This window comes from Vibrio sp. YT-18 (genome assembly GCF_033337345.1).
GTDB classification, from domain to species: domain Bacteria; phylum Pseudomonadota; class Gammaproteobacteria; order Enterobacterales; family Vibrionaceae; genus Vibrio; species Vibrio alginolyticus.
This window is the reverse complement of record NZ_JAWOQO010000025.1, coordinates 1-23,123: the sequence shown is the minus strand read 5'-3', so window position 1 is coordinate 23,123 and position 23,123 is coordinate 1. Positions and strand designations below refer to the sequence as shown.

General features: G+C 46.2%; 25 protein-coding genes. 17 read left to right on the top strand and 8 right to left on the bottom strand.

The window, feature by feature from the left end; all coding sequences use genetic code 11:
- The first annotated feature begins 343 nt into the window (after window positions 1-343).
- The 4 genes from R7M72_RS21960 (at window position 344) to R7M72_RS21945 (ending at window position 5,210) form a co-directional block, all read left to right on the top strand.
- Entirely contained in the window at window positions 344-1,555 is a 1,212-nt protein-coding gene (locus R7M72_RS21960) for an aspartate aminotransferase family protein (protein ID WP_318056327.1), read from the top strand.
- Between the two features lie 109 nt (window positions 1,556-1,664).
- Window positions 1,665-2,684 carry an arginine N-succinyltransferase gene (astA, locus tag R7M72_RS21955; RefSeq protein ID WP_042523637.1) on the top strand — a complete coding sequence of 340 codons (1,020 nt, stop codon included), beginning with the start codon at window positions 1,665-1,667 and terminating at the stop codon, window positions 2,682-2,684.
- Window positions 2,685-2,712: 28 nt separating this feature from the next.
- Window positions 2,713-4,170 (top strand): succinylglutamate-semialdehyde dehydrogenase, encoded by a 1,458-nt coding sequence (gene astD / locus R7M72_RS21950; RefSeq protein WP_025768787.1) that lies wholly within the window; start codon window positions 2,713-2,715, stop codon window positions 4,168-4,170.
- A 248-nt stretch (window positions 4,171-4,418) separates the two neighbouring features.
- Window positions 4,419-5,210, top strand: a complete 792-nt coding sequence (locus R7M72_RS21945) for a DUF1338 domain-containing protein (protein WP_238854842.1) — start codon at window positions 4,419-4,421, stop codon at window positions 5,208-5,210.
- A gap of 136 nt (window positions 5,211-5,346) precedes the next feature.
- On the opposite strand, the gene crp is transcribed toward R7M72_RS21945, so the two are convergent.
- The 6 genes from crp to R7M72_RS21915 form a co-directional block, all read right to left on the bottom strand.
- Window positions 5,347-5,979 carry a cAMP-activated global transcriptional regulator CRP gene (crp, locus tag R7M72_RS21940; protein WP_005381432.1) on the bottom strand — a complete coding sequence of 211 codons (633 nt, stop codon included), beginning with the start codon at window positions 5,977-5,979 and terminating at the stop codon, window positions 5,347-5,349.
- Between the two features lie 240 nt (window positions 5,980-6,219).
- Window positions 6,220-7,089: a phosphoribulokinase gene (locus R7M72_RS21935; RefSeq protein ID WP_318056326.1), complete on the bottom strand. Its 870-nt coding sequence runs from the start codon at window positions 7,087-7,089 to the stop codon at window positions 6,220-6,222.
- A 125-nt stretch (window positions 7,090-7,214) separates the two neighbouring features.
- On the bottom strand, window positions 7,215-7,427 hold the full coding sequence (locus R7M72_RS21930; RefSeq protein ID WP_005382815.1) for a YheU family protein: 213 nt from the start codon (window positions 7,425-7,427) through the stop codon (window positions 7,215-7,217).
- A gap of 33 nt (window positions 7,428-7,460) precedes the next feature.
- Window positions 7,461-8,468, bottom strand: coding sequence for a hydrolase (locus R7M72_RS21925; protein WP_017821747.1), 1,008 nt, complete (start codon window positions 8,466-8,468; stop codon window positions 7,461-7,463).
- An 87-nt stretch (window positions 8,469-8,555) separates the two neighbouring features.
- A complete protein-coding gene (locus tag R7M72_RS21920; protein ID WP_005382813.1) occupies window positions 8,556-9,044 on the bottom strand; it encodes a TIGR02444 family protein in 489 nt (162 codons plus the stop codon).
- Window positions 9,041-10,960: an ABC transporter ATP-binding protein gene (locus tag R7M72_RS21915; protein ID WP_318056325.1), complete on the bottom strand. Its 1,920-nt coding sequence runs from the start codon at window positions 10,958-10,960 to the stop codon at window positions 9,041-9,043. The genes R7M72_RS21920 and R7M72_RS21915 overlap by 4 nt, the downstream gene beginning before the upstream one ends.
- Before the next feature lie 209 nt (window positions 10,961-11,169).
- Between R7M72_RS21915 and kefG the strand changes: the two genes are divergently transcribed.
- From kefG to R7M72_RS21890, 5 genes are all read left to right on the top strand, one after another.
- On the top strand, window positions 11,170-11,763 hold the full coding sequence (kefG, locus tag R7M72_RS21910; RefSeq protein WP_017821749.1) for a glutathione-regulated potassium-efflux system ancillary protein KefG: 594 nt from the start codon (window positions 11,170-11,172) through the stop codon (window positions 11,761-11,763).
- Entirely contained in the window at window positions 11,747-13,543 is a 1,797-nt protein-coding gene (gene kefB, locus R7M72_RS21905; RefSeq protein ID WP_005382809.1) for a glutathione-regulated potassium-efflux system protein KefB, read from the top strand. The genes kefG and kefB overlap by 17 nt, the downstream gene beginning before the upstream one ends.
- A gap of 33 nt (window positions 13,544-13,576) precedes the next feature.
- Window positions 13,577-13,777, top strand: coding sequence for a YheV family putative zinc ribbon protein (locus R7M72_RS21900; protein WP_005381449.1), 201 nt, complete (start codon window positions 13,577-13,579; stop codon window positions 13,775-13,777).
- A 92-nt stretch (window positions 13,778-13,869) separates the two neighbouring features.
- Window positions 13,870-14,421, top strand: a complete 552-nt coding sequence (gene slyD / locus R7M72_RS21895) for a peptidylprolyl isomerase (protein ID WP_005381451.1) — start codon at window positions 13,870-13,872, stop codon at window positions 14,419-14,421.
- A 131-nt stretch (window positions 14,422-14,552) separates the two neighbouring features.
- The gene (locus R7M72_RS21890) at window positions 14,553-15,494 is read left to right on the top strand and encodes an isoaspartyl peptidase/L-asparaginase family protein (RefSeq protein ID WP_053303049.1); all 942 of its coding nucleotides are present in this window, start codon (window positions 14,553-14,555) and stop codon (window positions 15,492-15,494) included.
- Window positions 15,495-15,577: 83 nt separating this feature from the next.
- Here the strand turns inward: R7M72_RS21890 and R7M72_RS21885 are convergent, their stop codons facing one another.
- Both R7M72_RS21885 and R7M72_RS21880 read right to left on the bottom strand, forming a co-directional pair.
- The gene (locus tag R7M72_RS21885; protein ID WP_005381455.1) at window positions 15,578-15,805 is read right to left on the bottom strand and encodes a SlyX family protein; all 228 of its coding nucleotides are present in this window, start codon (window positions 15,803-15,805) and stop codon (window positions 15,578-15,580) included.
- Window positions 15,802-16,788, bottom strand: coding sequence for a WD40 repeat domain-containing protein (locus R7M72_RS21880; protein WP_065274920.1), 987 nt, complete (start codon window positions 16,786-16,788; stop codon window positions 15,802-15,804). Before R7M72_RS21880 ends, R7M72_RS21885 begins: the two co-directional genes overlap by 4 nt.
- Before the next feature lie 128 nt (window positions 16,789-16,916).
- Between R7M72_RS21880 and fkpA the strand changes: the two genes are divergently transcribed.
- From fkpA to fusA, 8 genes are all read left to right on the top strand, one after another.
- A complete protein-coding gene (gene fkpA / locus R7M72_RS21875; protein WP_017821751.1) occupies window positions 16,917-17,699 on the top strand; it encodes an FKBP-type peptidyl-prolyl cis-trans isomerase in 783 nt (260 codons plus the stop codon).
- Between the two features lie 143 nt (window positions 17,700-17,842).
- Window positions 17,843-18,565 carry a transcriptional regulator gene (locus R7M72_RS21870; protein ID WP_005382804.1) on the top strand — a complete coding sequence of 241 codons (723 nt, stop codon included), beginning with the start codon at window positions 17,843-17,845 and terminating at the stop codon, window positions 18,563-18,565.
- Entirely contained in the window at window positions 18,562-18,957 is a 396-nt protein-coding gene (tusD, locus tag R7M72_RS21865) for a sulfurtransferase complex subunit TusD (RefSeq protein WP_017633744.1), read from the top strand. The genes R7M72_RS21870 and tusD overlap by 4 nt, the downstream gene beginning before the upstream one ends.
- Window positions 18,954-19,310: a sulfurtransferase complex subunit TusC gene (tusC, locus tag R7M72_RS21860; protein ID WP_054702275.1), complete on the top strand. Its 357-nt coding sequence runs from the start codon at window positions 18,954-18,956 to the stop codon at window positions 19,308-19,310. The genes tusD and tusC overlap by 4 nt, the downstream gene beginning before the upstream one ends.
- Window positions 19,311-19,317: 7 nt before the next feature.
- Window positions 19,318-19,593, top strand: coding sequence for a sulfurtransferase complex subunit TusB (gene tusB / locus R7M72_RS21855; protein WP_318056324.1), 276 nt, complete (start codon window positions 19,318-19,320; stop codon window positions 19,591-19,593).
- Window positions 19,594-19,770: 177 nt separating this feature from the next.
- Window positions 19,771-20,145, top strand: a complete 375-nt coding sequence (rpsL, locus tag R7M72_RS21850) for a 30S ribosomal protein S12 (protein WP_004399892.1) — start codon at window positions 19,771-19,773, stop codon at window positions 20,143-20,145.
- Window positions 20,146-20,246: 101 nt separating this feature from the next.
- Complete coding sequence (gene rpsG / locus R7M72_RS21845; RefSeq protein WP_005382796.1) at window positions 20,247-20,717, top strand: 30S ribosomal protein S7; 471 nt, start codon at window positions 20,247-20,249, stop codon at window positions 20,715-20,717.
- 75 nt (window positions 20,718-20,792) lie between these two features.
- Complete coding sequence (gene fusA, locus R7M72_RS21840; RefSeq protein WP_005382794.1) at window positions 20,793-22,892, top strand: elongation factor G; 2,100 nt, start codon at window positions 20,793-20,795, stop codon at window positions 22,890-22,892.
- The last annotated feature ends 231 nt before the right edge of the window (window positions 22,893-23,123 follow it).

Below are 23,123 nucleotides of genomic sequence, written 5' to 3'. Positions count from 1 at the left end.
ACAAATCATTCATCTTTTTGCTGAGGTGAGCGGATTGCAAAACTATGCGATTCTCTCGAGTCTCTTTGTCTATTCATGTCTTTTTAAACCTTCTATCCCCTGTATTACATAACATTTATAAAAAATCACTTCTCTATTTTACTTTCTTGATGCATAAATAGTCATAAGCAGTGATTAATGGAAGTTGCTTTCGAGAACGAAAAGAATAAATCACTATTGAAATGGTTAATTAAATGTAAATACAATGCCGCAATAGCTTAAATGCAAAACATTATTTGCTGGCAAAGAGAGCCGGTTAAATTCGCTTATCTGCTACGCATGCGGTATCAAGAAGGAATGTGCAATGACAACGGAAATTAAAGTAGAGCGCGGTTTATTCGATGAGGTAATGGTACCTTGCTATAACCCGATGGAAATGATCCCTGTTAAAGGTGAAGGTTCACGTGTTTGGGATCAGGAAGGTAATGAATACATCGACTTTGCTGGTGGTATTGCAGTGAGCTGTCTTGGCCATTGTCATCCAGTAATGGTAGACGCACTAACAGAGCAAGCTAACAAGCTTTGGCACTTAAGTAACGTTATGACGAACGAACCAGCCCTTCGTCTGGCGAAAAAGCTAACAGAAGTGAGTTTTGCTGAGCGAGTGTTCTTTGCTAACTCTGGCGCAGAAGCAAACGAAGCCGCTTTGAAGCTGGCACGTCGTTATGCAGCAGACGTTCATGGCACTGAGAAGTCTGAAATCATTGCATTCAAACAAGGTTTCCACGGTCGTACATTCTTTACCGTAACGGTTGGTGGCCAAGCTGCATACTCTGACGGTTTCGGTCCTAAGCCAGGCGACGTGACACACCTTTCTTACAACGATATCGAAGCTTTACAAGCGCACATGTCTGATCGTACTTGTGCGGTCATGATGGAGCCACTACAAGGTGAAGGCGGCATCGTGCCACCAACGCCTGAGTTCGCTCAAGCGGTTCGCGAGCTGTGTGACAAACACAACGCCTTACTGATCTTCGATGAAGTGCAAACTGGTAATGGCCGTACAGGTAACTTCTACGCTTACCAAGGTTTAGGTATCACGCCAGATATTCTAAGTACTGCGAAATCACTTGGTGGCGGTTTCCCAATCGGTGCAATGCTAACGACAGCAAAATTGGCAGAGCACATGAAAGTGGGCACTCACGGTTCTACATATGGCGGTAACCCACTAGCGTGTGCGGTTGCAGAAGCGGTTGTAAATGAAGTTACTAAGCCAGAGGTGTTGGCTGGTGTGCTAGAACGCGAAGCATTGTTCCGTGAAGGTCTAGAGAAGATCAACGCGAAGTACAACACCTTCTCAGAAGTGCGCGGTCAAGGCCTATTACTTGGCGCTGCACTAAATGAAGAATGGCAAGGCCGTGCGCGTGACGTGCTGGTTGCTGCAGGTAAACAAGGTCTCATGGTATTGGTTGCGGGTGCCAATGTCGTACGTTTCACACCATCACTCGTTATCACACAACAAGAAATTGAAGAAGGCTTGGCGAAACTGGATAAAGCGATCGCGACTTTAGTTTAAGCGCGATATCAGTTTAAACGTCAACGCAGACACCCCCGTCAAGGATCTCTGATGGGGGAATTGTTCCTACAATATAGTTAGGATCTTCTTGCATCTGGAGGGAGTATTGATGCTAGTAGTTCGCCCTATCGCGATGTCGGATTACGACGCACTGCACACTTGTGCGGTGGAGTCTGGTCACGGATTTACATCTCTACCGGTTAACGAAGAACTGTTAACCAATCGAATCAAACATTCAGAGTACAGCTTTGGTAAGCCAGATGTGGCAGAACCAGGCGATGAAGGCTACCTGATGGTTGGCTTTGACTCTGAAACGGGTGAGGTTGCGGGTACCACCGGAATCGAAGCATCTATCGGCTGGGATGTCCCATTTTACTCATATCACATTAGTAAAGTCGTGCACTCGTCGCCAAAGCTTGGCGTTAACAACGTCGTTAAACTGCTTACTTTTGGTAATAACTACACGGGTAACAGCGAAATTTGTACCTTGTTCTTGCGTGAGAAATTCCGCCAAGGTCTGAATGGTCGTCTAATGTCGAAGTGTCGTTTCCTAATGATGGCAGAGCACCCAGAGCGCTTCTCTGAAACGATCTTTGCGGAGATGCGTGGCGTTTCAGACGACGAGGGTAATTCACCATTCTGGCAATGGCTTCAAGAGCATTTCTTCTCTATCGATTTCACGCTTGCAGATTACCTGACAGGCATCGGCAAGAAAGGCTTTATCGCCGACTTGATGCCGAAACTGCCTATTTACATCAACCTGCTCAGCCCAGAAGCGCAAGCCGTGATTGGTCAAGTACATGACAACACGCGTCCAGCGCTGAAGCTGCTTGAGCGTGAAGGTTTTACCAACCGAGGCTACGTCGACATCTTCGATGGTGGCCCAACGGTTGAGTGTGATCTGCGTAATATTGAGTCGGTACGTCATTCATTCCGCGCGCAAGTCAAAATCTCTGGACATTCCAGCACACAAGACTTCTTGATGTGTAATTCATCTTTCGAGAACTTCCGTGCGACAGTCACTAAAGCGGCGTATGACGCAGAAACACAAAGCGTAATGATCGCACCAGACGTTGCGGATGCACTTTCGGTTGAAGAAGGGGATTTCGTTCGCCTTCTTCCGCAGTAACAGACGACAGAATTTAAGGATAGAAACAATGACACATTGGATTGCAGGTGAATGGGTACAAGGTCAGGGTGAAGCATTTACGTCTCTGTCGCCGTACAACCAAGAAGTGATCTGGCAAGGCAAAGGTGCAACGGCAGAGCAGGTGAACCAGGCGGTATCTGCAGCGCGTGAAGCGTTTATTGACTGGAAAAAGCGTCCATTTTCAGAGCGTGAGGCAATCGTGTTGGCTTTTGCGGAGAAAGTAAAAGAGAACAGCGAAAAAATCGCCGAAGTGATTGCCAAAGAAACCGGTAAGCCGATTTGGGAAACGCGCACTGAAGCAGCAGCCATGGCAGGTAAAATTGCCATTTCGATTCGCGCTTATCATGACCGCACTGGTGAGGCGAGCCGTGAAGCAGCAGGCAACCAAATCGTATTGCGCCACCGCCCATTGGGCGTGATGGCGGTGTTTGGTCCTTACAACTTCCCAGGCCACCTACCAAATGGTCACATTGTGCCTGCGCTACTGGCTGGTAACACGGTAGTCTTCAAACCGTCTGAGCAAACGCCATGGACGGGTGAATTGGCGATGAAGCTATGGGAAGAAGCCGGTCTGCCGAAAGGCGTGATTAACCTTGTTCAAGGCGCGAAAGAAACTGGTATCGCCCTAGCTGACGCAAAAGGCATTGATGGCGTACTGTTTACGGGTAGCGCGAATACGGGGCATGTATTACACCGTCAATTTGCGGGTCAACCAGGCAAGATGCTCGCACTAGAAATGGGTGGTAATAACCCGATGGTGATCTCTGATAAATATGGTGATTTGGATGCCACGGTTTACACCATCATCCAGTCAGCGTTTATCAGTGCTGGGCAGCGTTGTACGTGTGCTCGTCGTTTGTATGTGCCATTGGGTGAAAAAGGCGATGCGCTTATCACCAAACTCGTTGAAGCGACACGCAATATTCGCGTAGACCAACCATTTGCAGAACCTGCGCCATTTATGGGACCGCAAATTTCGGTCGCGGCAGCCAAGTTTATTCTTGATGCACAAGCTAATCTACAGTCTCTTGGCGGTGAAAGCTTGATTGAAGCGAAAGCAGGAGAGGCGGCGTTTGTTTCTCCTGGTATCATTGATGTAACGAACATTGCTGAGTTACCAGATGAAGAATACTTCGGCCCACTTCTGCAAGTGGTGCGCTACGAAGGATTAGACAAAGCCGTGGCGCTAGCAAACGATACGCGCTTTGGCTTATCTGCTGGTTTGGTTTCAACCGACGACCAAGAATGGGAATACTTCGTTGACCACATTCGTGCAGGAATCGTGAACCGTAACCGCCAGCTTACTGGTGCAAGCGGTGATGCGCCATTTGGTGGTCCGGGGGCGTCGGGTAACTTGCGCCCAAGCGCTTACTACGCAGCAGATTACTGTGCGTACCCAATGGCATCAATGGAAGGTCAAGAAACTGTCTTGCCTGCAACATTGAGTCCAGGTGTAGTGCTATAAGTTTTAATAATAGAGTCGCAACTATGCATTGCGGCTCACCTTGCCGGCGCATCATTTAGGTATGGGTTGTAGTGATCGTTGGCAGAACACGAAAAGTGAGCAAAGACTCGGAAAAGCGTGTTGACTGACTGGCATTTACCGTCACAGGTTGATGGTTGCTCGTTCATTATTCTGGACAACTTTTGTTGTGAACGAGCAGCCAACTTCCGCTTACCTTTAAACTCTACATCTCGTAACAAGGAGTCGTTATGACGCCCGATGTGTTATTTGAATCGCTATGGCAAGATTACATTCAACGTCTTTGCCCTTCGGCGGCTAAAGTGCATCAGCTGCTTCAAGAAGATGAGCCTCTGATTAATGATCATATAGCTTTACGTACCTTCAATATCGCGCCTCTTGATATTGAAACTCTAGCTAAGCCATTTGTAGCTATTGGTTACAAGGCGTGTGGTGATTACGTTTTCGAAAGCAAAAAGCTGGTTGCTAAGCACTATGAGCACCCAGATCCGAAGCAACCTAAAGTATTTATTAGTGAGCTAAAAGTTGAAGAGTGCTCGCCTGAGCTACAAGAGATTGTGAAAAATTTGGTGGCACAAGTCGATGCTGACAAGCTGAACGATAGCGCATTCTTACATGGTGGACGCTTGTGGGATTTAAGCTTTGCTGATTACCAAACGTTGGCTAAAGAAAGTGAGTACGCATCTTGGCTTGCGGCGCATGGTTACGGAGCAAACCACTTCACGGTGAGCGTTAACCAACTCAATGAATATGAAGAAGTGAAGCAGGTAAACGATCATCTGCGTACCGCTGGGTTTACCATTAATGAAAATGGTGGTGAAGTGAAGGGCACTCCTGAGGTGTTGCTAGAGCAGTCATCGACCATGGCAGATAAAGTAGCGGTTCGTTTTAGCGAAGGCACTGAAATTATCCCTGGCGGGTTTTATGAATTTGCTAAGCGCTATCCGATGGAAAATGGTGATTTGTACCCAGGTTTCGTGGCCGCTTCAGCTGACAAAATCTTTGAAAGTACGAATGGCTAAGTTTTAGGGTTAACCTGTTAAGCTTACTCATTAGTGTTCGCTGCACCCTATCTCATTTGGTCATGAGTAAATAAAAAGCCACCAATGTTGCCATTGGTGGCTTTTATAATTTTGTTCGTGTCACTCTAGTTCGAGATTAACGAGTACCGTAAACCACGATGGTTTTACCGTGAGCAGAGATTAGGTTCTGCTCTTCTAGCATCTTCAAGATACGACCCACTGTCTCACGAGAACAGCCAACAATTTGACCGATTTCTTGACGAGTGATCTTGATTTGCATGCCGTCTGGGTGAGTCATTGCGTCTGGTTGTTTTGCAAGGTTCAGAAGCGTCTGAGCGATACGACCAGTTACGTCTAGGAACGCCAGGTCACCTACTTTTTGGCTAGTTACTTGAAGACGACGAGCCATCTGCGCAGAAAGGCGCATTAGGATGTCTGGGTTTACTTGGATAAGCTGACGGAACTTCTTGAAAGAAATTTCAGCAACTTCACAAGGAGATTTAGCACGAACCCAAGCTGTGCGCTCTTGGTCTTCCTCGAATAGACCAAGTTCACCAATAAAGTCTCCTTGGTTTAGGTAAGAAAGGATCATCTCCTTACCTTCTTCGTCTTTGATAAGAACCGCAACAGAACCTTTAACGATGTAGTACAAAGTTTCTGCCTTTTCGCCCGCGTGAATTAGCGTGCTCTTTGAAGGGTACTTATGAATATGACAGTGTGAAAGAAACCACTCTAATGTTGGGTCGGTTTGAGGTTTACCTAGAACCATAATATCTCACTTCCTCTGCAGGGTACGCTTGCGCTATCCATATTTTAGCTAAGCCTGAATTAGGCCTACTAGAATAAGAGCACTTTTTATATGCTGCAAGCTCTCTTGTGTTTCGGTAAGAAATAGTATCCTTTTTCGAAAACGATTTCTTGATTTTAATCGTGCCATGATTGAGATTTTGTAAGCAAAACTGTGCACATGATCACGGTATGAAAAGTAAACATCTTCGCAGGCAGGTTTTTAGCCAATTTTCCCTGTTTCGATGAGCTGTTGTAGGATAGGCCGAACTATGAGCTCCATTGCAAAGCTCATCTTACCGCCGGGTACGACAATCGTGTTGTGGCGTGACATGAATGAGCCATCAATCATGGCCAGCAGATATGGGAAGTCGACATTCTTGATACCGCGTAGGCGAATCACCACAAAACTCTCATCCAAACTAGGGATGCCTTTTGCATTAAGTGGGTTGGAAGTATCAACGGTCGGTACGCGCTGGAAGTTGATGTGAGTACGAGAAAACTGCGGAGTGATATAGTTGAGGTAATCGTCCATGGATCGCACGATTGAGTCCATTACCGCTTCACGCGAATGGCCGCGATCGCGAGTGTCACGTACGAATTTTTGGATCCACTCTAAGTTCACAATCGGCACCATGCCAATTAAGAAATCCACATGTTGAGCAACATTAACATCGCCATCGACCACGCCACCATGTAACCCTTCATAAAACAGCACGTCGCTGTTTTCGGGTAAGTCTTGCCACGGTGTAAACGTGCCTGGCATTTGATTGTAGGGAACCGCTTCGTCAAACGTGTGCAGATAACGGCGCACGCTGCCAGTACCATCATGCCCGAACTTACGGAAAAACTCTTCTAATTCTGGGAAGTCATTAGCTTGTGGGCCAAAGTAGCTAATGTGTCGACCTTGCTCGCGGGCTTTGCGAATTTCGATGTCCATTTCTGGGCGAGTAAAGCGATGGAAGCTATCGCCTTCAACCCATGCGGGTTTAACGTTCATCATATTGAACATTTTACGGAAGGCTTCAGATGTAGTGGTCGTGCCGGCACCGGACGAACCAGTAACCGCAATAATTGGGTGTTTAGCTGACATGACAAACCTTGTCGAAAATTACTTACCTGTAATGTGCAGTAGAGTTACTACTGCACGGTCGATATCCCACTATAGCACGTAACAATACCTTGTCATCGAGTGGGATACGGTAAAATGTGAAGGGTCTAAAATTTTGTTTTATGCTGAATATCGACGGTTTCGTGTAGCTCAGAGAACACGATAACCGCTTCACCTTTTTCCAATTGAGCTTTAACTTGATCAATTTTGTCTTGCAAAGAAACCTCGACGGTTCCGTAATCCGTTCCTTCGCGTAAGACGAATTCACGAATTAAGTTTTCCAATGTTTCCGGCGCAATGTCTTGCCATGGAATGATCATAAATACCTCTAACTTTTATGATGAGCGGCTAGTTTACTGCGTTCGTTGCTTGGATACAGCAGAAAGGTAATCTGCGGCGATACTTTCGTAATACGCAGGCAGCGCTTCCTCCAACCAAAACTTAGGTTTTAACGCCGTTCCTGTCAGGAAGCCAACATGGCCGCCGTGCTCAAAGAGACGGTAATCAATGTTATCTGGCAGAACAAACTTCGGGATCACATCGTCGGTCATGAACGGATCGTCTTTGGCATGGATGATCAGTGTCGGTAGCGTGATTTGTTGTAGTTTACTTAAGCCAGAGCATTGGTCGTAATAATCTTGTGCGTCTTTGAAGCCATGCAGTGGTGCCGTGATCAAATCATCGAATTCATACAATCGTGTGACACGTTTTATTGAGTTGTAAGACAAAGCGAGCTCGCCATGCAACAAGTGATGTTTTTGCAACGCGTTGCGTTTGAGTGAAGAGAGTAGGTAACGGCGATACACTTTCGAAAAGCCTTGTTCAATACGGTTTGCACACGCTGCTAGGTCTAAAGGCGCTGAGATAATAGTCGCTGCATTCAAAATAGGGTGGTCTTTATATTGGGCTAAATAATTCGCCAACATGTTACCGCCAAGAGAAATACCAACCGCAACTTTGGGGTGATCAGGAAAACGTTGTTCAAGGTGCTCTAGGAAGTAACGAGCATCCGTCACTTCACCCGAATGGTAAGCTCGTGCTTTTTTGTTTGGTTTACCGCTGCAGCCACGAAAATGCATCATCACCGACAGCCATCCAGATTGAGCAAATGCATTCATTAACCCATTGGCATAAGGGCTATAGAAGCACCCCTCTAACCCATGAAATAAAACAAAAATCGGCTTTTTTTGTGCAGGCTCTTGGGTTGGGTCCTCGCTCCACGCGAGATCGAGAAAGTCGCCATCGGATGTATCGAGGGTTTGCCAAATCGGCGTAAATAACGCTTTTTTGCGAATAAAACGCGGCAAAAGCGTTTGGAGATGCGGGTTTTTGATCCCGGCGGCTGCGAAAAATTGTGTCATACCTAACTGCTCTTATGCGGTCCTTCGGTGTCCGTTGAAGAACTTATTAATATAATCCTTTATAAAGATTATAGGTATTCTACAGATTTATGGGCGTTTTGGTGGTTGAATGTTTGGCACCGGCATAGCAAAGGCTTGCTGCAAATGCTCCCCACCGAGTTGACGACAGTATCTCAACGTCAGTGGGTCACCATCATTTTTGAGTAGTGCAAGTGAGTTAATGCAGTCCACCAAATCCGCTTGTTGCTGCTTTTCTAGTTGCAGCTCAAACTGCAAGGTCTCACGATACAAAGCGTCATTGACTTGAGACTTAAGGTGGCGACGAAGGTCGCGAAAGGAGTGAAGTAAAGTTTCGCTCCTACCTAGACAGTCTTGCACCAAGGGCCAGTCTTTTTCTTGGAAAATGAGTTGCTGCTCATCGAGCCATCTGAGCAGCAGGAGTAGGTTCACGTTACCGTGGTAGTTGTTCTGTAATGATAAACACGCCTCTTTCACTTCTCGCACACCATAAAATTGCAGACTAAACTGCCAAAGGTGTTCTAGGGTGAGTGTGTATTCAGCGTGTTGATTACTCATTGATTAAACTCTAGCTCCATCTGCTCCAACGTTTCTTGAGCAGACATCCATTCCCTTTCAATTTCTTCGAGCTCAGCTTTACTGGAAGCTTGAAGTGCCAGCACTTGGTTAAGTTTAGCTTTATTTTCGGCCGCATACAGTGAGTTGTCCGCCAATTGTTCTTCAGCTTCGGCCAGTGCAGCACCTAACTTATCCATTTTATTTTCTAGTTGTGTCAGCGTTTTGCGAATTGGCGCTGTCTGTTTTCGAAACTCTGCATCGCGACGTTTTTGCTCTTTCTTCGCAGCTGCGCTGTTGGCCGTATCTTTGCTTGGCTGCGCAGCCTGCGCTTCTTTGCGTTCCGCTCTTTGTTGTTCGGTTAACCATTTATAATAGTCATTTAAATCACCGTCGAACGGAGCAACTTGTCGATCATGCACTAAATACAAGTCATCGGTCGTAGCGCGCAGTAAATAGCGGTCGTGCGAAACAATCACCATCGCACCTTCGAATGTTTGCAGTGCCATCGTAAGTGCTTGGCGCATGTCCAAGTCTAAGTGGTTGGTCGGTTCATCAAGTAGCAACAGGTTTGGCTTTTGCCACACAATTAAAGCCAATACCAAACGGGCTTTTTCGCCACCAGAAAACGGCGCAACTTTTTCTAGTGCTTTGTCACCTTGGAAGCCAAAGCTACCTAGGTAATCACGTAGCTGCTGTTCGGTTTGATCGGGTGCGATTTGCATCATGTGTTGCAGCGGCGTTTCTTCAGGGTGAAGCGTTTCTAACTGGTGCTGAGCGAAGTAACCAATTTTCACGCCTTGTGAGTAAGTTAGGTCACCACCTTGCGCGTTAAGTTCACCAGAGAGCAGCTTGATTAATGTCGATTTACCCGCACCATTACGGCCGAGTAGACCAATACGACTGCCAGGAACCAAGTTCAAGCGGATCTTCTCTAAGATGAGGTTGTCACCGTAACCTGCAGATACTTCATCCATCATCATGATTGGGTTTGGCAGCGCAGCTGGCTCACGGAATTGGAAGCTAAATGGGTTATCGAATTGAGCTGGTAACACTTTCTCCATGCGCTCCAAAGCTTTAATACGGCTTTGAGCCTGGCGTGCTTTAGAGGCTTTGTAACGGAAGCGGTCGATGTAGCTTTGCATGTGAGACATCTGCTTCTGTTGCTTTTCAAACATCGCTTGTTGTAACACCATCTTTTGTGCGCGTTGGTTTTCGAATGACGAGTAGTTACCCGTGTATTCGTTCAGCTGCTGATTCTCGATGTGAATGATGCGACCAACGATCGGATCCAAGAAGTCACGGTCGTGCGAGATCAGAATCAGCGTGCCAGGGTAGTTTTGTAGCCAACGCTCTAACCACATTACCGCGTCCAAATCCAAGTGGTTGGTTGGTTCGTCGAGTAGCAGTAGATCAGAACGACACAATAGCGCTTGAGCCAAGTTAAGACGCATACGCCAACCACCCGAGAATTGGGTCAAACTCCAACTCATTTGCTCTTGGCTGAACCCTAAACCATCGAGCAGTTCTGCCGCGCGAGCGCGAATGCTGTAACCACCAATGGTTTCAATTTTACCGTGTATCTCGGCAACTAGGGTTCCGTTGTCTTGTGTTTCTGCTTCAGCTAACTGCTTTTCGAGAGAGCGGTACTCGCGATCACCATCAATGACGTATTCCAGTGCAGTGCGCTCTAGCGCAGGCGTTTCCTGTGCGACCCAGGCCAACTCCCAGTGTTGAGGTTGGCTAAATGAGCCAGCATCAATTGACAGTTCATCTTTCAGTAGGGCAAACAGCGTTGATTTACCGCAGCCGTTTTTGCCCACAAGACCGACTTTATCGCCAGGGTGAATAGTCGCAGAAGCTTGGTCTAAAAGAGGTTTACCGCCACGCAGTAACTGAATATCAGAGAAGGTAATCATAAAGTTTTCATTCACTTTGCGCAGTGCGCGTTGCTTGGTTACATAGCGAAGTGGTTTCAATCGTTTTTAAAGCCACTTGGGTATATATCTAGCGGTGAATAGTAGGGGTATTGGCCGGAAAAGTCGATTGATTCGCTTTAATTGCATTATGCTGTACAAAAAAGTATAACAATTTGATAACGGATAAAAATAACCACAAGGACGACCATTTGGCTGTTGCACCGTCTATTCTCCCAAAAGTTCTGGTCATTTATGCTCATCCAGAGCCACATAACTCGATTGCCAATCAAGTGATGATAAAAAAAGCTCAGTCGCTTGATCACGTCACTGTGCACGATCTTTACGGTGTTTACCCCGATTTCTTTATTGATGTGAATTACGAACATGAGTTGTTGCTCGCTCACGATGTGATTGTATTTCACCACCCACTTTATATGTATTCATGTCCAGCCCTATTAAAAGAGTGGCTAGACCGAGTGTTAGGTAAAGGCTTTGCGTTTGGCGGAGGTGCGGCGCTAGAAGGAAAATACTGGCGCAGTGTCATTACAACAGGTGGTAAAGAAGAAGCCTTCAGCGCGAAGGGGTACAACAAATACCCACTTGAGCAAATCTTGCAACCGTTTGAACTGACGGCAGCCCTATGTCAAATGCACTGGATTGAACCACTGGTGTTGTATTGGTCAAGAAATGTTTCAGATATTGAACGCTACGAACATGCCGAGTTATACCGTGGATGGCTGAGTAACCCACTTGAAAACTGGCAAGCGGCAGAGCGAGGAGGTCAGTATGGCGATCACCAGTGAGTTTCTTCAAAGCAGTGTGGTCTTTCTTTCGGCTGCGGTTATTGCGGTGCCGATTGCTCAGCGCCTTGGGCTTGGCTCGGTTTTAGGTTATTTACTCGCTGGTGTGTTGATTGGCCCATGGGGGCTTGGCTTAATTAGCGACGTTGATGCCATTTTGCATTTTGCCGAGCTTGGGGTTGTGTTGTTACTGTTTTTGATAGGGCTGGAATTAAACCCTAAAAAATTGTGGCAGATGCGAGGGCCGATTTTAGGTTTAGGCGGTGCGCAGGTTGTGGTCACGACCGCCGTGATTGGTAGTGTCGTCAGTATGTTTGGCGTAAGCATGCAAGTGAGTTTAGTGATCGGGATGGGGTTGGCGCTATCCTCGACGGCGATTGCGCTTAAAGTCATTGAAGAGCAAGGGCTTAATGGTACCGAAACGGGGCAATCTGGTTTTGCGGTGCTGCTCTTTCAAGATATTGCAGTGATCCCGATGCTGGCGATGTTGCCCTTGCTAGCAGGCGGGCATAGTGGTGGAAGTTGGTTGGATGTCTTCACTATTTTAGGCAGTGTGGTAGCACTGTTGATTGGTGGTCACTTTTTACTACGTCCGCTATTTCGTTTTGTCGTGATGAGCGGCGTTCGTGAACTCTTTACCGTTGCTGCACTTTTAGTCGTGCTTGGCATTTCGGTCGTGATGCAAAAGCTCGGCCTTTCGATGGCATTGGGGACTTTTTTAGCAGGCGTTTTGCTGGCAGAGAGTGAGTATCGCCATGAGTTGGAAATCGCTATCGAGCCATTTAAAGGTCTGTTGTTGGGGTTATTCTTTATTGCGGTGGGCATGGCGGTAAACTTGGGGTTATTGGCATTACATCCTTTAGAGATTCTCGGTGCGGTGGTGGCTTTGGTCGTGGTTAAGGGTTTGGTTTTGTATGCATTGGCGAGAGCTGCCCGTGTCGGAGCCAAAGCGAGAAGCCGTATGGCTGCAATTTTGAGCCAAGGCGGTGAGTTTGCCTTTGTCATATTTACCGCGGCGAGCCAAGAGGGCATTTTGTCCAAAGAGCAAGTGGCGTTTCTGTTGGTGGTGGTCAGTCTATCCATGGTGACGACTCCTCTTTTGCTGATGGGACAAAAGAAGTGGTTTGCTCATACCCTGAATCAAGAAGAAGAGGGCATGACCACGAAAGTCGTGGATCGCCGACCACGCGTTATCATTGCAGGCTTTGGACGTTTCGGTCAGATCGTCGGACGTTTAATGTATGCCAATAAAATCAAAGTGACAGTATTAGAAAGTGATGCCAGCCAAATCCACCTATTACGTAAGTATGGTTACAAAGTGTTTTATGGCGATGCTACACAAATTGACCTATTGAGGGCTGCTGGCGCTGATAAAGCGGAAGCATTGGTTATTTGTACTGATTCACCTGATGAGGTGATGGCTATCGTGGACATTTGTCGCGTGCACTTCCCGAAACTTAAGTTGTTAGCCCGAGCAAGAAGCCGTGTCGAGGCTTACCAGTTAATGAGTCATGGTGTAGAGAATTACTCTCGTGAAACATTTTTAGGGGCGCTAGATCTCGGTCGCCAAGCGCTCGTAGAACTGGGTATGCATCCTTATCAAGCAAAGCGGGCAGAAGCACATTTTCGCAAGTTGGATAATGCTATGCTTAAGGACTTATTGCCTCAACACAATGAAGATAAGAAATTAGCTCAAAGAGCGAAAGAGGCCCGCAAAGAGCTAGAAGAAATATTTGGTCGTGAAATGGAGAGCGACCATCAGTCACCTAATCATTGGAAGTAGTACTTGAGCCAAGACTCAAGCTAAGGAAATAGCGTGAAAATCAAGAAACGTTTTATTGCCGGCGCTAGCTGCCCAAATTGCAGCCAGCAAGATACCCTGCGCTGGTGGATTGAAAATAACATCGAATTAGTTGAGTGTGTCGAGTGTGAGTTTACAGAGCAGCGTAAACCACAATCTGTAGAGAAAAATAAACACTCAGATCAGGAAATGATCGGAATTTTTAAGCCGGAGTAATTGAACTTCGATAATTGATCCCCATAATACACCCAGATATCTCAGTACTTAACCCCATTCAGGTTAAGTCAATTAATCTCCCTGGAGTTAGTATGAAAATTGAAAAGAACGTTGTTGCAAGCCTTGCATACAAAGTAATGATGGAAGACGGTGTCGTTGTTGATCAATCAACAGCAGAAGCACCTCTAGATTACCTTCACGGTCACAACAACCTAATCACAGGTCTTGAAAAAGAACTTGAAGGTAAAGTGGCTGGCGACAAGTTCTCAGTAACGGTAGCTCCTGAAGAAGCTTACGGTGAGCACAACGATGCGCTAGTACAGCGCGTTCCTGCGGACGTGTTCCAAGGCGTTGAGCAAATCGAAGTGGGCATGCGCTTCCTAGCTGACACTGACCAAGGTCCAATCCCTGTTGAAGTAACAGAAGTTGACGGCAACGAAGTGGTTGTTGACGGTAACCATATGTTAGCTGGTCAAACACTAACTTTCGAAGTAGAAGTTATGTCTACACGTGAAGCAACAGCAGAAGAGATCGAACACGGTCACATCCACCAAGGTGGTGGCTGTTGTGGTGGTCACGATCATGACCACGATCACGAAGAAGAAGGCGGCTGCTGTGGCGGCGGTAGCTGTGGTTCTCACTAATCATAAGCTCCTTCACTAGATAATCTTATCTAGCAAAGCTTTGAAAAGCGCAAGTTGAGTTTTCAACTTGCGCTTTTTGTTTATCTAAGGTGTAGTGCCAACCATACAAGGAATAACAGTTGGACAAAGTGATGACGAAACCTTTCTCGATTGCCATTCATGGTGGTGCGGGCACCATCTTGCGTGAACAGATGAGCGATGAGCTGCAACAATCCATCTTGGCGGATTTAGAAGCTGCGGTAAAAGCGGGACATCAAATTCTAGAAACGGGCGGTGAAGCCTTAGATGCAGTCGTAGCGGCAGTGAAAGTATTGGAAGACTCTCCTAACTTTAATGCGGGTAAAGGCTCAGTGCTGACCAACAACGAAATGGTTGAAATGGACGCTTCTGTGATGGATGGGCGAAACCTTGCAGCAGGCGCGGTCGCTGGGGTTCGTCATATCAGAAACCCAATTGAGCTCGCTCGTGACGTGATGCGAAACAGCAATCATGTGTTGTTGGTGGGTGAGGGCGCAGAGAAGTTTGCTTTTGAGCAAGGCCATGAGTATACCGAGCAAGATTACTTCTTTACTGATCGCCGTTATGAGCAGTTGCTGTCTATGCGTGAGAAAGGACTGTTTGCTTTGTCGGAATCTCGTTACCCAGATGACCGTAAGCACGGTACGGTTGGTGCGGTAGCGTTAGATCAACAAGGCAACTTAGCCGCTGCCACCAGTACGGGTGGCGTGACGAATAAGAAATACAACCGAGTCGGAGATTCGGCTCTTATTGGTTGTGGTACGGTGGCCGAAAATGGCGTTGTGGCAGTTTCCACTACGGGTGTCGGTGAGTTCTTTATTCGTAAACGTGTTGCGGAAGACGTTGCAGCACGTATGCGTTACTTACAAGAAGATATTCATACGGCTTGTGAACACATTATCCAAGGTGATCTCAAACAGATGGGCGGAGAGGGCGGTTTGATTGCCATTGATGCTAAAGGTGAGATGCACTTTGCGATGAACAGTTCTGGCATGTACCGAGCAGGCATTAATACGCAAGGCGAGCTGAGCGTTAAAATCTACGCCGACGAATAGCTTCCTCTTGAGTACCTTCTTAAGTAATTAATACAACAAAGCCCAGAACATGTTCTGGGCTTTATGCTATTTGAGCCTGCATTTTAATAATGCGGTGGTGGGGTTTCTTCTGACGGATCGGCTAAATTCGACGAGTCCATATTTTTTACTTTACCTACCACATATTTCATCTGATCGAGCATCTTGGTAATTTGCAGTTGTTGCTGCGATAAAGCTCCGTTCAGATCTTCAATAGTCTGTTCTTGGAACGCAAGCTGACATTCTAAGTCATTAATGCGTGCTTCCAATTGCTGAATGATTTTTTCTGTCATGATCCGTTCTCTAACTGCCAAGCTTGGGCAATACCTGCTGAAGTAGCAGTAATTACGCGTTGTTTTGAATCAAAGGCTGCATCATACACGACCGCACGGGGAGGGCGAGTGTCTTTTTTGGGCTCCACTTCAAATCCACTCATTCGTTTTCCGGTTTGAGTATCCCATATCGACACACGGCCAGAAGGGCTTCCTGTGACTAGTTGAGTCCCGTCGTCAGAAAATCGTGCGGTAGAGAAAATTAATTGGCGTGACCAACTGCTCAACTGTGTGACTTCTTGTCCAGTTTTTAAATTCCAAACAATCGCTTGGTTTCCGCCATCAGATGTCATTGCTAATTTTCCATCTCTTTGCAGGGCCACGCGAACAATTCGTTGTTCATGTTCGAAGGTTCGTAGTACTTGTCCGGTTTCGGTATCCCACAGATACGCTTTATAGTCATTACCTCCGGTTAGGGCGAAGCGCCCATTAGGAGAAATGGCCACGGAATTGACTTTTTCACGATGCGCAAGGAACTCCATGCGACGCCCGGTGACTAAGTTGACATAAATTGCTTTACCGTTGGATAACCCAAGCAGAACTTGTTCACCATTACTGGTGATATCAACGTCGCGAATGAGCGCATCAGAGATAGACCAAAGGCCTTCGGATTGCGTCCAGCCTAGGTCCCAAACTGCGAAGTTCATTTGGCTTGCTGTAATTGCGTAGCGACCATTGTCAGATATGCGGATATGGGAAACCACATTGGCATCGGCATCGAGTTCACCCAGGTTGGCTAGTTGTTCATTTTGCTCTAGGTCCCACAACATCAAATGACGTTGTTGAGAATAGAGCAGAGCAAACCGTCCATCTCTGCTAAGTGCGAAGCTCGTCGCACCTTGAGGTTCTATCGGCCAACGCTGCACTTCACGCTCGGCGAAAAAGCAACCATTTAACGTGGTGATGACAATTAAATATAGGAATAAATGAGAAATTCTTTGCATCACATCTAATAATCCGGTTTGTGTCTTAAGACATATAGCTAGTATATTGGTATAACGATTGTCTTCACTAGTCTCATAGAAGATTTGTGCACAACAACCAATGGCAGAGCCATTATTGGGAGAATTTAATGAAATCAGTTTTAAAAGTGTCGCTACTTGCTGCAACAGTTATGCTAGCGGTAGGTTGTCAGAAAGAAGAAACTAAAACAGAAACCGCACCTCAAGCAGAACAAGTTCAAGCAGAAACCGGTAAAGCGGTTCACTTTAAAACCGACGACGACAAAGCGGCATACGCAATCGGTGTTTCATTTGCTAACTACCTAAGCACAAGCATCGACAAGCCAAGCGAAATCGGCATTAATCTTAACAAAGATTTGGTACTAAAAGGTATCGAAGACGTCTTCAAAGGCAATGCTGAATTGAATGAAGAAGAAACACGTGCAGCACTAGAATCTCTAGACAAGCGTGTTGCAGAAAAGATGCAAGCACAAGCGGCTGAGAAAGCAGCTGAAGCGAAAAAAGCTGGCGATGATTTCCGAGCTGAGTTTGAGAAGCAAGAAGGCGTAGTGAAGACAGATACAGGTCTTCTATACCAAGTAATGACACCAGCTGAAGGTGAGAAGCCAAAAGACACTGATACGGTTCAAGTACACTACAAAGGTACTCTGATCGACGGTACTCAGTTCGACAGCTCATACGATCGTGGTGAACCTGCAACGTTCCCACTTAACCGTGTAATCCCAGGTTGGACAGAGGGTGTTCAGCTAATGCCTGTGGGTTCTAAATTCAAATTCGTTATCCCGCCAGAGCTCGCATACGGTGACCAAGACACACCAAGCATTCCTGCTAACTCAACGCTAGTATTTGAAGTTGAGCTGCTAAAAGTTGAGAACGACAACGCAGAGCAATAACAATAAGCTGCGATATGTTATTGAAAAAGGTCCGTTTAACGGGCCTTTTTTGTTCTAGGTCACTAGTTGGTGAGTTTGCTAGGTTGCTTTTCAAATTTTCTGATAAACTTACACCAATTTGTTGATTTTTCGCTCGAAGGCTTATGACAACTACAGAAACAATAAACGCGGAGATGTTGCTCGAAATGGAATCCGTTAACGTGATGCCGTTTACCGAGCACGACAAAATCATTTTAAGATCTTATGAGGCGGTCGTGGATGGTATCGCCAGCCTGATAGGTCCATTTTGTGAAATCGTTCTTCACTCTCTAGAAGACTTAAATACCTCTGCAATTAAAATCGCTAACGGTGAAAATACGGGGCGCCAAGTCGGCTCACCAATCACTGATTTAGCGCTTAAGATGCTAAAAGACATCGAAGGCTCGGAGCGCAACTTCTCACGTTCGTACTTTACCCGTGCAAAAGGTGGCGTGTTGATGAAGTCGATTACTGTCGCCATTCGTAATGGCGAAAATCGCGTGATTGGTTTGTTGTGTATCAACGTCAACTTGGATGCGCCTTTCTCGCAAGTTCTTCAGTCTTTCATGCCGACGCAAGAAGCGAAAGAAGCGGCTTCCTCGGTCAACTTTGCTAGTGACGTAGAAGAGCTGGTGGACCAAACTGTTGAACGCACCATCGAAGAGATCAATGCGGATAAATCCGTGTCTAACAACACCAAAAATCGCCAGATCGTGATGGAGTTGTACGACAAAGGTATCTTCGATATTAAAGATGCCATCAACCGTGTTGCGGATCGCCTTAATATTTCAAAACACACCGTTTACTTGTACATTCGTCAACGTAAAACCGAGGATGATGAAAGGTGAGTAAACTGACTTACACGTTAGTGGTGAATGGTCCCGTTTATGGCAGCCAGTCAGCGCGCAGTGCTTATCAGTTCGCCAAAGCGTTGATAGAGCAAGGCCATCAGCTAGTGAGCGTCTTCTTTTATCAAGATGGTGTGACTAATGGTACTGCTTTGAGTGTGCCAGCCAACGATGAATTTGATCTCAATAAGGCGTGGCAGTCTTTGGCTAAAGAGCATGGTGTTCGCCTAGAAACTTGTGTCGCGGCCGCTTTGCGTCGCGGGATTGTAAGTGAAGAAGAAGCGAATCAACATGGTTTGGTTCAGAACAATCTAGCCGATGGTTTTGAACAAGCAGGCTTAGGTAGCCTAGCTGAAGCGATGTTAACCCAAGACAGAGTGGTACAGTTTTGAGTCAGTTAACTTATCTATTTCGTAGTGCGCCACATGGCTGTGCAGCTGGTCGTGAAGGTGTGGATGCACTGTTAGCCGCGTCGGCTTACTGTGAAGATATCAGCGTCATTTTCATGGGTGACGGGGTATACCAGCTTCTACTCGGGCAAGACCCCAACAATATTTTGAGTAAAGATTACGCGCCGATGTTAAAGCTTTTCGATTTATACGACATCGAACAAGTCTTTGTGTGTTCAGAGTCGTTAACCCAGCGAGGTTTGGCGCAAGCGGATTTAGTCATTGAAGCCCAAGCGTTAAGCTCAGAACAGCTCAAAGATAAGTTACAACACGCTGGCAAGCTACTGTCTTTTTGAGGAAGTTATGTTACACATCATAAAAACAGTCTCTGCTCTAGAAGACGCTATGCCTTTATGCAGTGAACAGGATGACATCTTACTTATAGAAGATGCAGTGTACGCTGCTAACTCGCAACATAAAGCATTTTCCCATCTAAAAAACCGCAGCGTATTGGTGTTAGAGAGCGATGCGCAAGCTCGCGGTATTGCAAATCGTATCAGTCCATCGCTGACGATTGTGAATTACTCAGGCTTCGTTGAACTAACAGCAAAACAGGATAAATCCCTAACTTGGGATTGAACAAGATTTGCTGTCGACAAAGCTTTACGGATGAATTGTTCTAATTGAACAAAAAAGATCCGTATATTTCTTGACACACCTCTCACTGCTGCATAGAATTTTGCGTCCCTAACTGCATTGGCAGTTGGGGATAGATTTTTCACAAAGCTTACTTTCAAGTAAATCAGGAGCTAGTTAATGGCAACTATTAACCAGTTGGTACGTAAGCCACGTGCAAAGCAAGTTGTTAAAAGCAACGTGCCTGCACTAGAAGCGTGCCCACAAAAACGTGGTGTATGTACTCGTGTTTACACTACTACACCTAAAAAACCTAACTCAGCACTTCGTAAAGTTTGTCGTGTACGTCTGACAAACGGCTTCGAAGTTACATCGTACATCGGCGGTGAAGGTCACAACCTTCAAGAGCACTCAGTTGTTCTAATCCGTGGTGGTCGTGTTAAAGACCTTCCAGGTGTGCGTTACCACACTGTTCGCGGCGCACTAGACTGTGCTGGCGTAAATGACCGTAAACAAGGTCGTTCTAAGTACGGTGTGAAGCGTCCTAAGTCTTAATGGATTCCGTTAAGTAAGGCCAAACACTAAATTATTTTTAATTTTTTGAAAAAACTGAAAAGTTTTGGATAAAACCTGAAGAAGACAACGGAGATAAATCCATGCCACGTCGTCGCGTCATTGGTCAGCGTAAGATCCTTCCAGATCCAAAATTCAAATCTGAATTGCTGGCAAAATTCGTTAACATCCTAATGGTTGACGGTAAAAAATCTACTGCAGAGAAAATCGTTTACACTGCACTAGATGCTATGGCTGAAAAGTCTGGTAAAGACCACTTAGCTATTTTTGAAGAAGCTCTTGAAAACGTTCGCCCAGCGGTAGAGGTTAAATCTCGCCGTGTTGGTGGTTCAACTTACCAAGTACCTGTAGAAGTACGTCCGGTTCGCCGTAACGCACTTGCTATGCGTTGGTTGGTTGAAGCTGCGCGCAAGCGTGGTGAAAAATCTATGGCTCAACGCCTAGCTGCTGAAATGCTAGACGCGTCTGAGAACAAAGGTACTGCGGTTAAGAAACGTGAAGACGTTCACCGCATGGCTGACGCAAACAAAGCGTTCGCTCATTACCGTTGGTAATACCTTCTGTGCTGCGAGGTTCTCTCGCAGCACTTTTCTATACTCTAAGGTACACCTTAGTAAGAGGATACAATCGTGGCTCGTAAAACTCCTATTGAGCTATACCGTAATATCGGTATCTGTGCTCACGTAGATGCAGGAAAAACAACCACAACTGAGCGTATTCTGTTCTACACTGGCCTTTCTCACAAAATCGGCGAAGTTCACGATGGTGCAGCAACCATGGACTGGATGGAGCAGGAGCAGGAGCGTGGTATCACTATCACATCCGCTGCGACTACTACATTCTGGCGTGGTATGGAAGCACAGTTCCCTGAGCATCGCGTAAACATCATTGATACCCCTGGACACGTTGACTTTACTATCGAAGTAGAGCGTTCTCTTCGTGTACTTGATGGTGCTGTGGTTGTGTTCTGTGGCTCATCTGGTGTTGAACCTCAGTCTGAAACTGTATGGCGTCAAGCAGACAAATACCACGTTCCACGTTTGGTATTTGTAAACAAGATGGACCGTGCGGGCGCAGACTTCCTACGCGTTGTGAACCAAATTAAGAATCGTCTTGGTGCGACTCCTGTTCCAATCCAGCTGAACGTTGGTGCGGAAGATGAGTTCAGAGGTGTCATCGACCTTATCAAGATGAAAATGATCAACTGGAATGATGCCGATCAAGGCACTTCGTTTACTTACGAAGACATCCCAGCTGACATGATTGAACTTGCTGAAGAGTGGCGCAACCACATGGTTGAATCCGCTGCTGAAGCTAGCGAAGAGCTGATGGACAAGTACCTTGAAGAAGGTGAATTGACTGAAGCTGAGCTCAAACAAGCTCTACGTACTCGCACACTAAATAACGAAATCGTACTGGCTACTTGTGGTAGTGCGTTTAAGAACAAAGGTGTTCAAGCGGTACTGGATGCAGTAGTTGAGTTCTTGCCATCGCCTGTTGACGTACCTGCAATTAAAGGTGTCGACGAAAGAGAAAATGAAGTTGAGCGTCATGCTGACGACAACGAACCTTTCTCAGCGCTAGCGTTTAAGATTGCGACTGACCCATTCGTGGGCACGCTAACTTTCATGCGTGTTTACTCCGGTGTTGTAAACTCGGGTGACGCTGTTTACAACTCAGTAAAAGAGAAGAAAGAGCGTTTTGGTCGTATCGTTCAGATGCATGCGAATAAGCGTGAAGAAGTTAAAGAAGTTCGCGCTGGTGATATTGCAGCTGCTATCGGTCTGAAAGACGTAACAACAGGTGACACACTGTGTGATCAGAACCACAAAGTGATTCTAGAACGCATGGAGTTCCCTGAACCAGTTATTCAGATTGCTGTAGAGCCTCGTTCTAAGGCAGACCAAGAGAAAATGGCTATCGCGCTAGGTAAACTAGCCGCGGAAGATCCATCATTCCGCGTGGAAACGGACGACGAATCAGGTCAGACTCTGATCTCAGGTATGGGTGAACTTCACCTAGACATTATCGTTGATCGTATGAAGCGTGAATTCAGCGTTGATTGTAACGTTGGTAAACCTCAGGTTGCTTACCGTGAAACCATTCGTGGTAAAGCGGAAGTTGAAGGTAAGTTTGTTCGTCAATCAGGTGGTCGTGGTCAATACGGTCATGTTTGGGTCAAACTTGAGCCTTCTGAGCCTGGTGAAGGTTTCGTATTCGTAGACGAAATCGTGGGCGGTGTGATTCCTAAGGAATACATCAGTTCGGTATCGAAAGGTATCGAAGAGCAAATGAATAGTGGTGTTCTAGCGGGTTACCCTGTACTAGATATTAAAGCTACACTATTTGATGGTTCTTACCACGATGTAGACTCAAGCGAGATGGCGTTTAAGATCGCTGGCTCGATGGCATTCAAGAAAGGTGCACTAGAAGCACAACCTGTGATTCTAGAACCTATGATGAATGTCGAAGTAACCACTCCGGAAGACTGGATGGGTGACGTTGTTGGTGACCTAAACCGTCGTCGCGGTATCATTGAAGGCATGGACGAAGGTGTGGCTGGTCTTAAGATCATCCGTGCTCAAGTACCACTATCCGAAATGTTCGGTTACGCAACTGATCTACGTTCTGCAACTCAAGGCCGTGCGTCTTACTCTATGGAGTTTCACGAGTACGCTGAAGTGCCGAAAAACTTCGCAGATAAAATTATTGCAGAGCGTGGTTACTAATTGACGATTGAACTGCAAAAAGTTTACGACTTTTTGCGAGATCAGGGCGTCCAAATATTGCGCTAACGGGCGTTGGCGCATAAAATAACAATTTCTGGCGCGTCGTCGATCAATAATGATCACGACGAATCATAACTAGGAAGGAACACGATCGTGTCTAAAGAAAAATTTGAACGTACGAAACCGCACGTTAACGTTGGTACTATCGGCCACGTTGACCACGGTAAAACA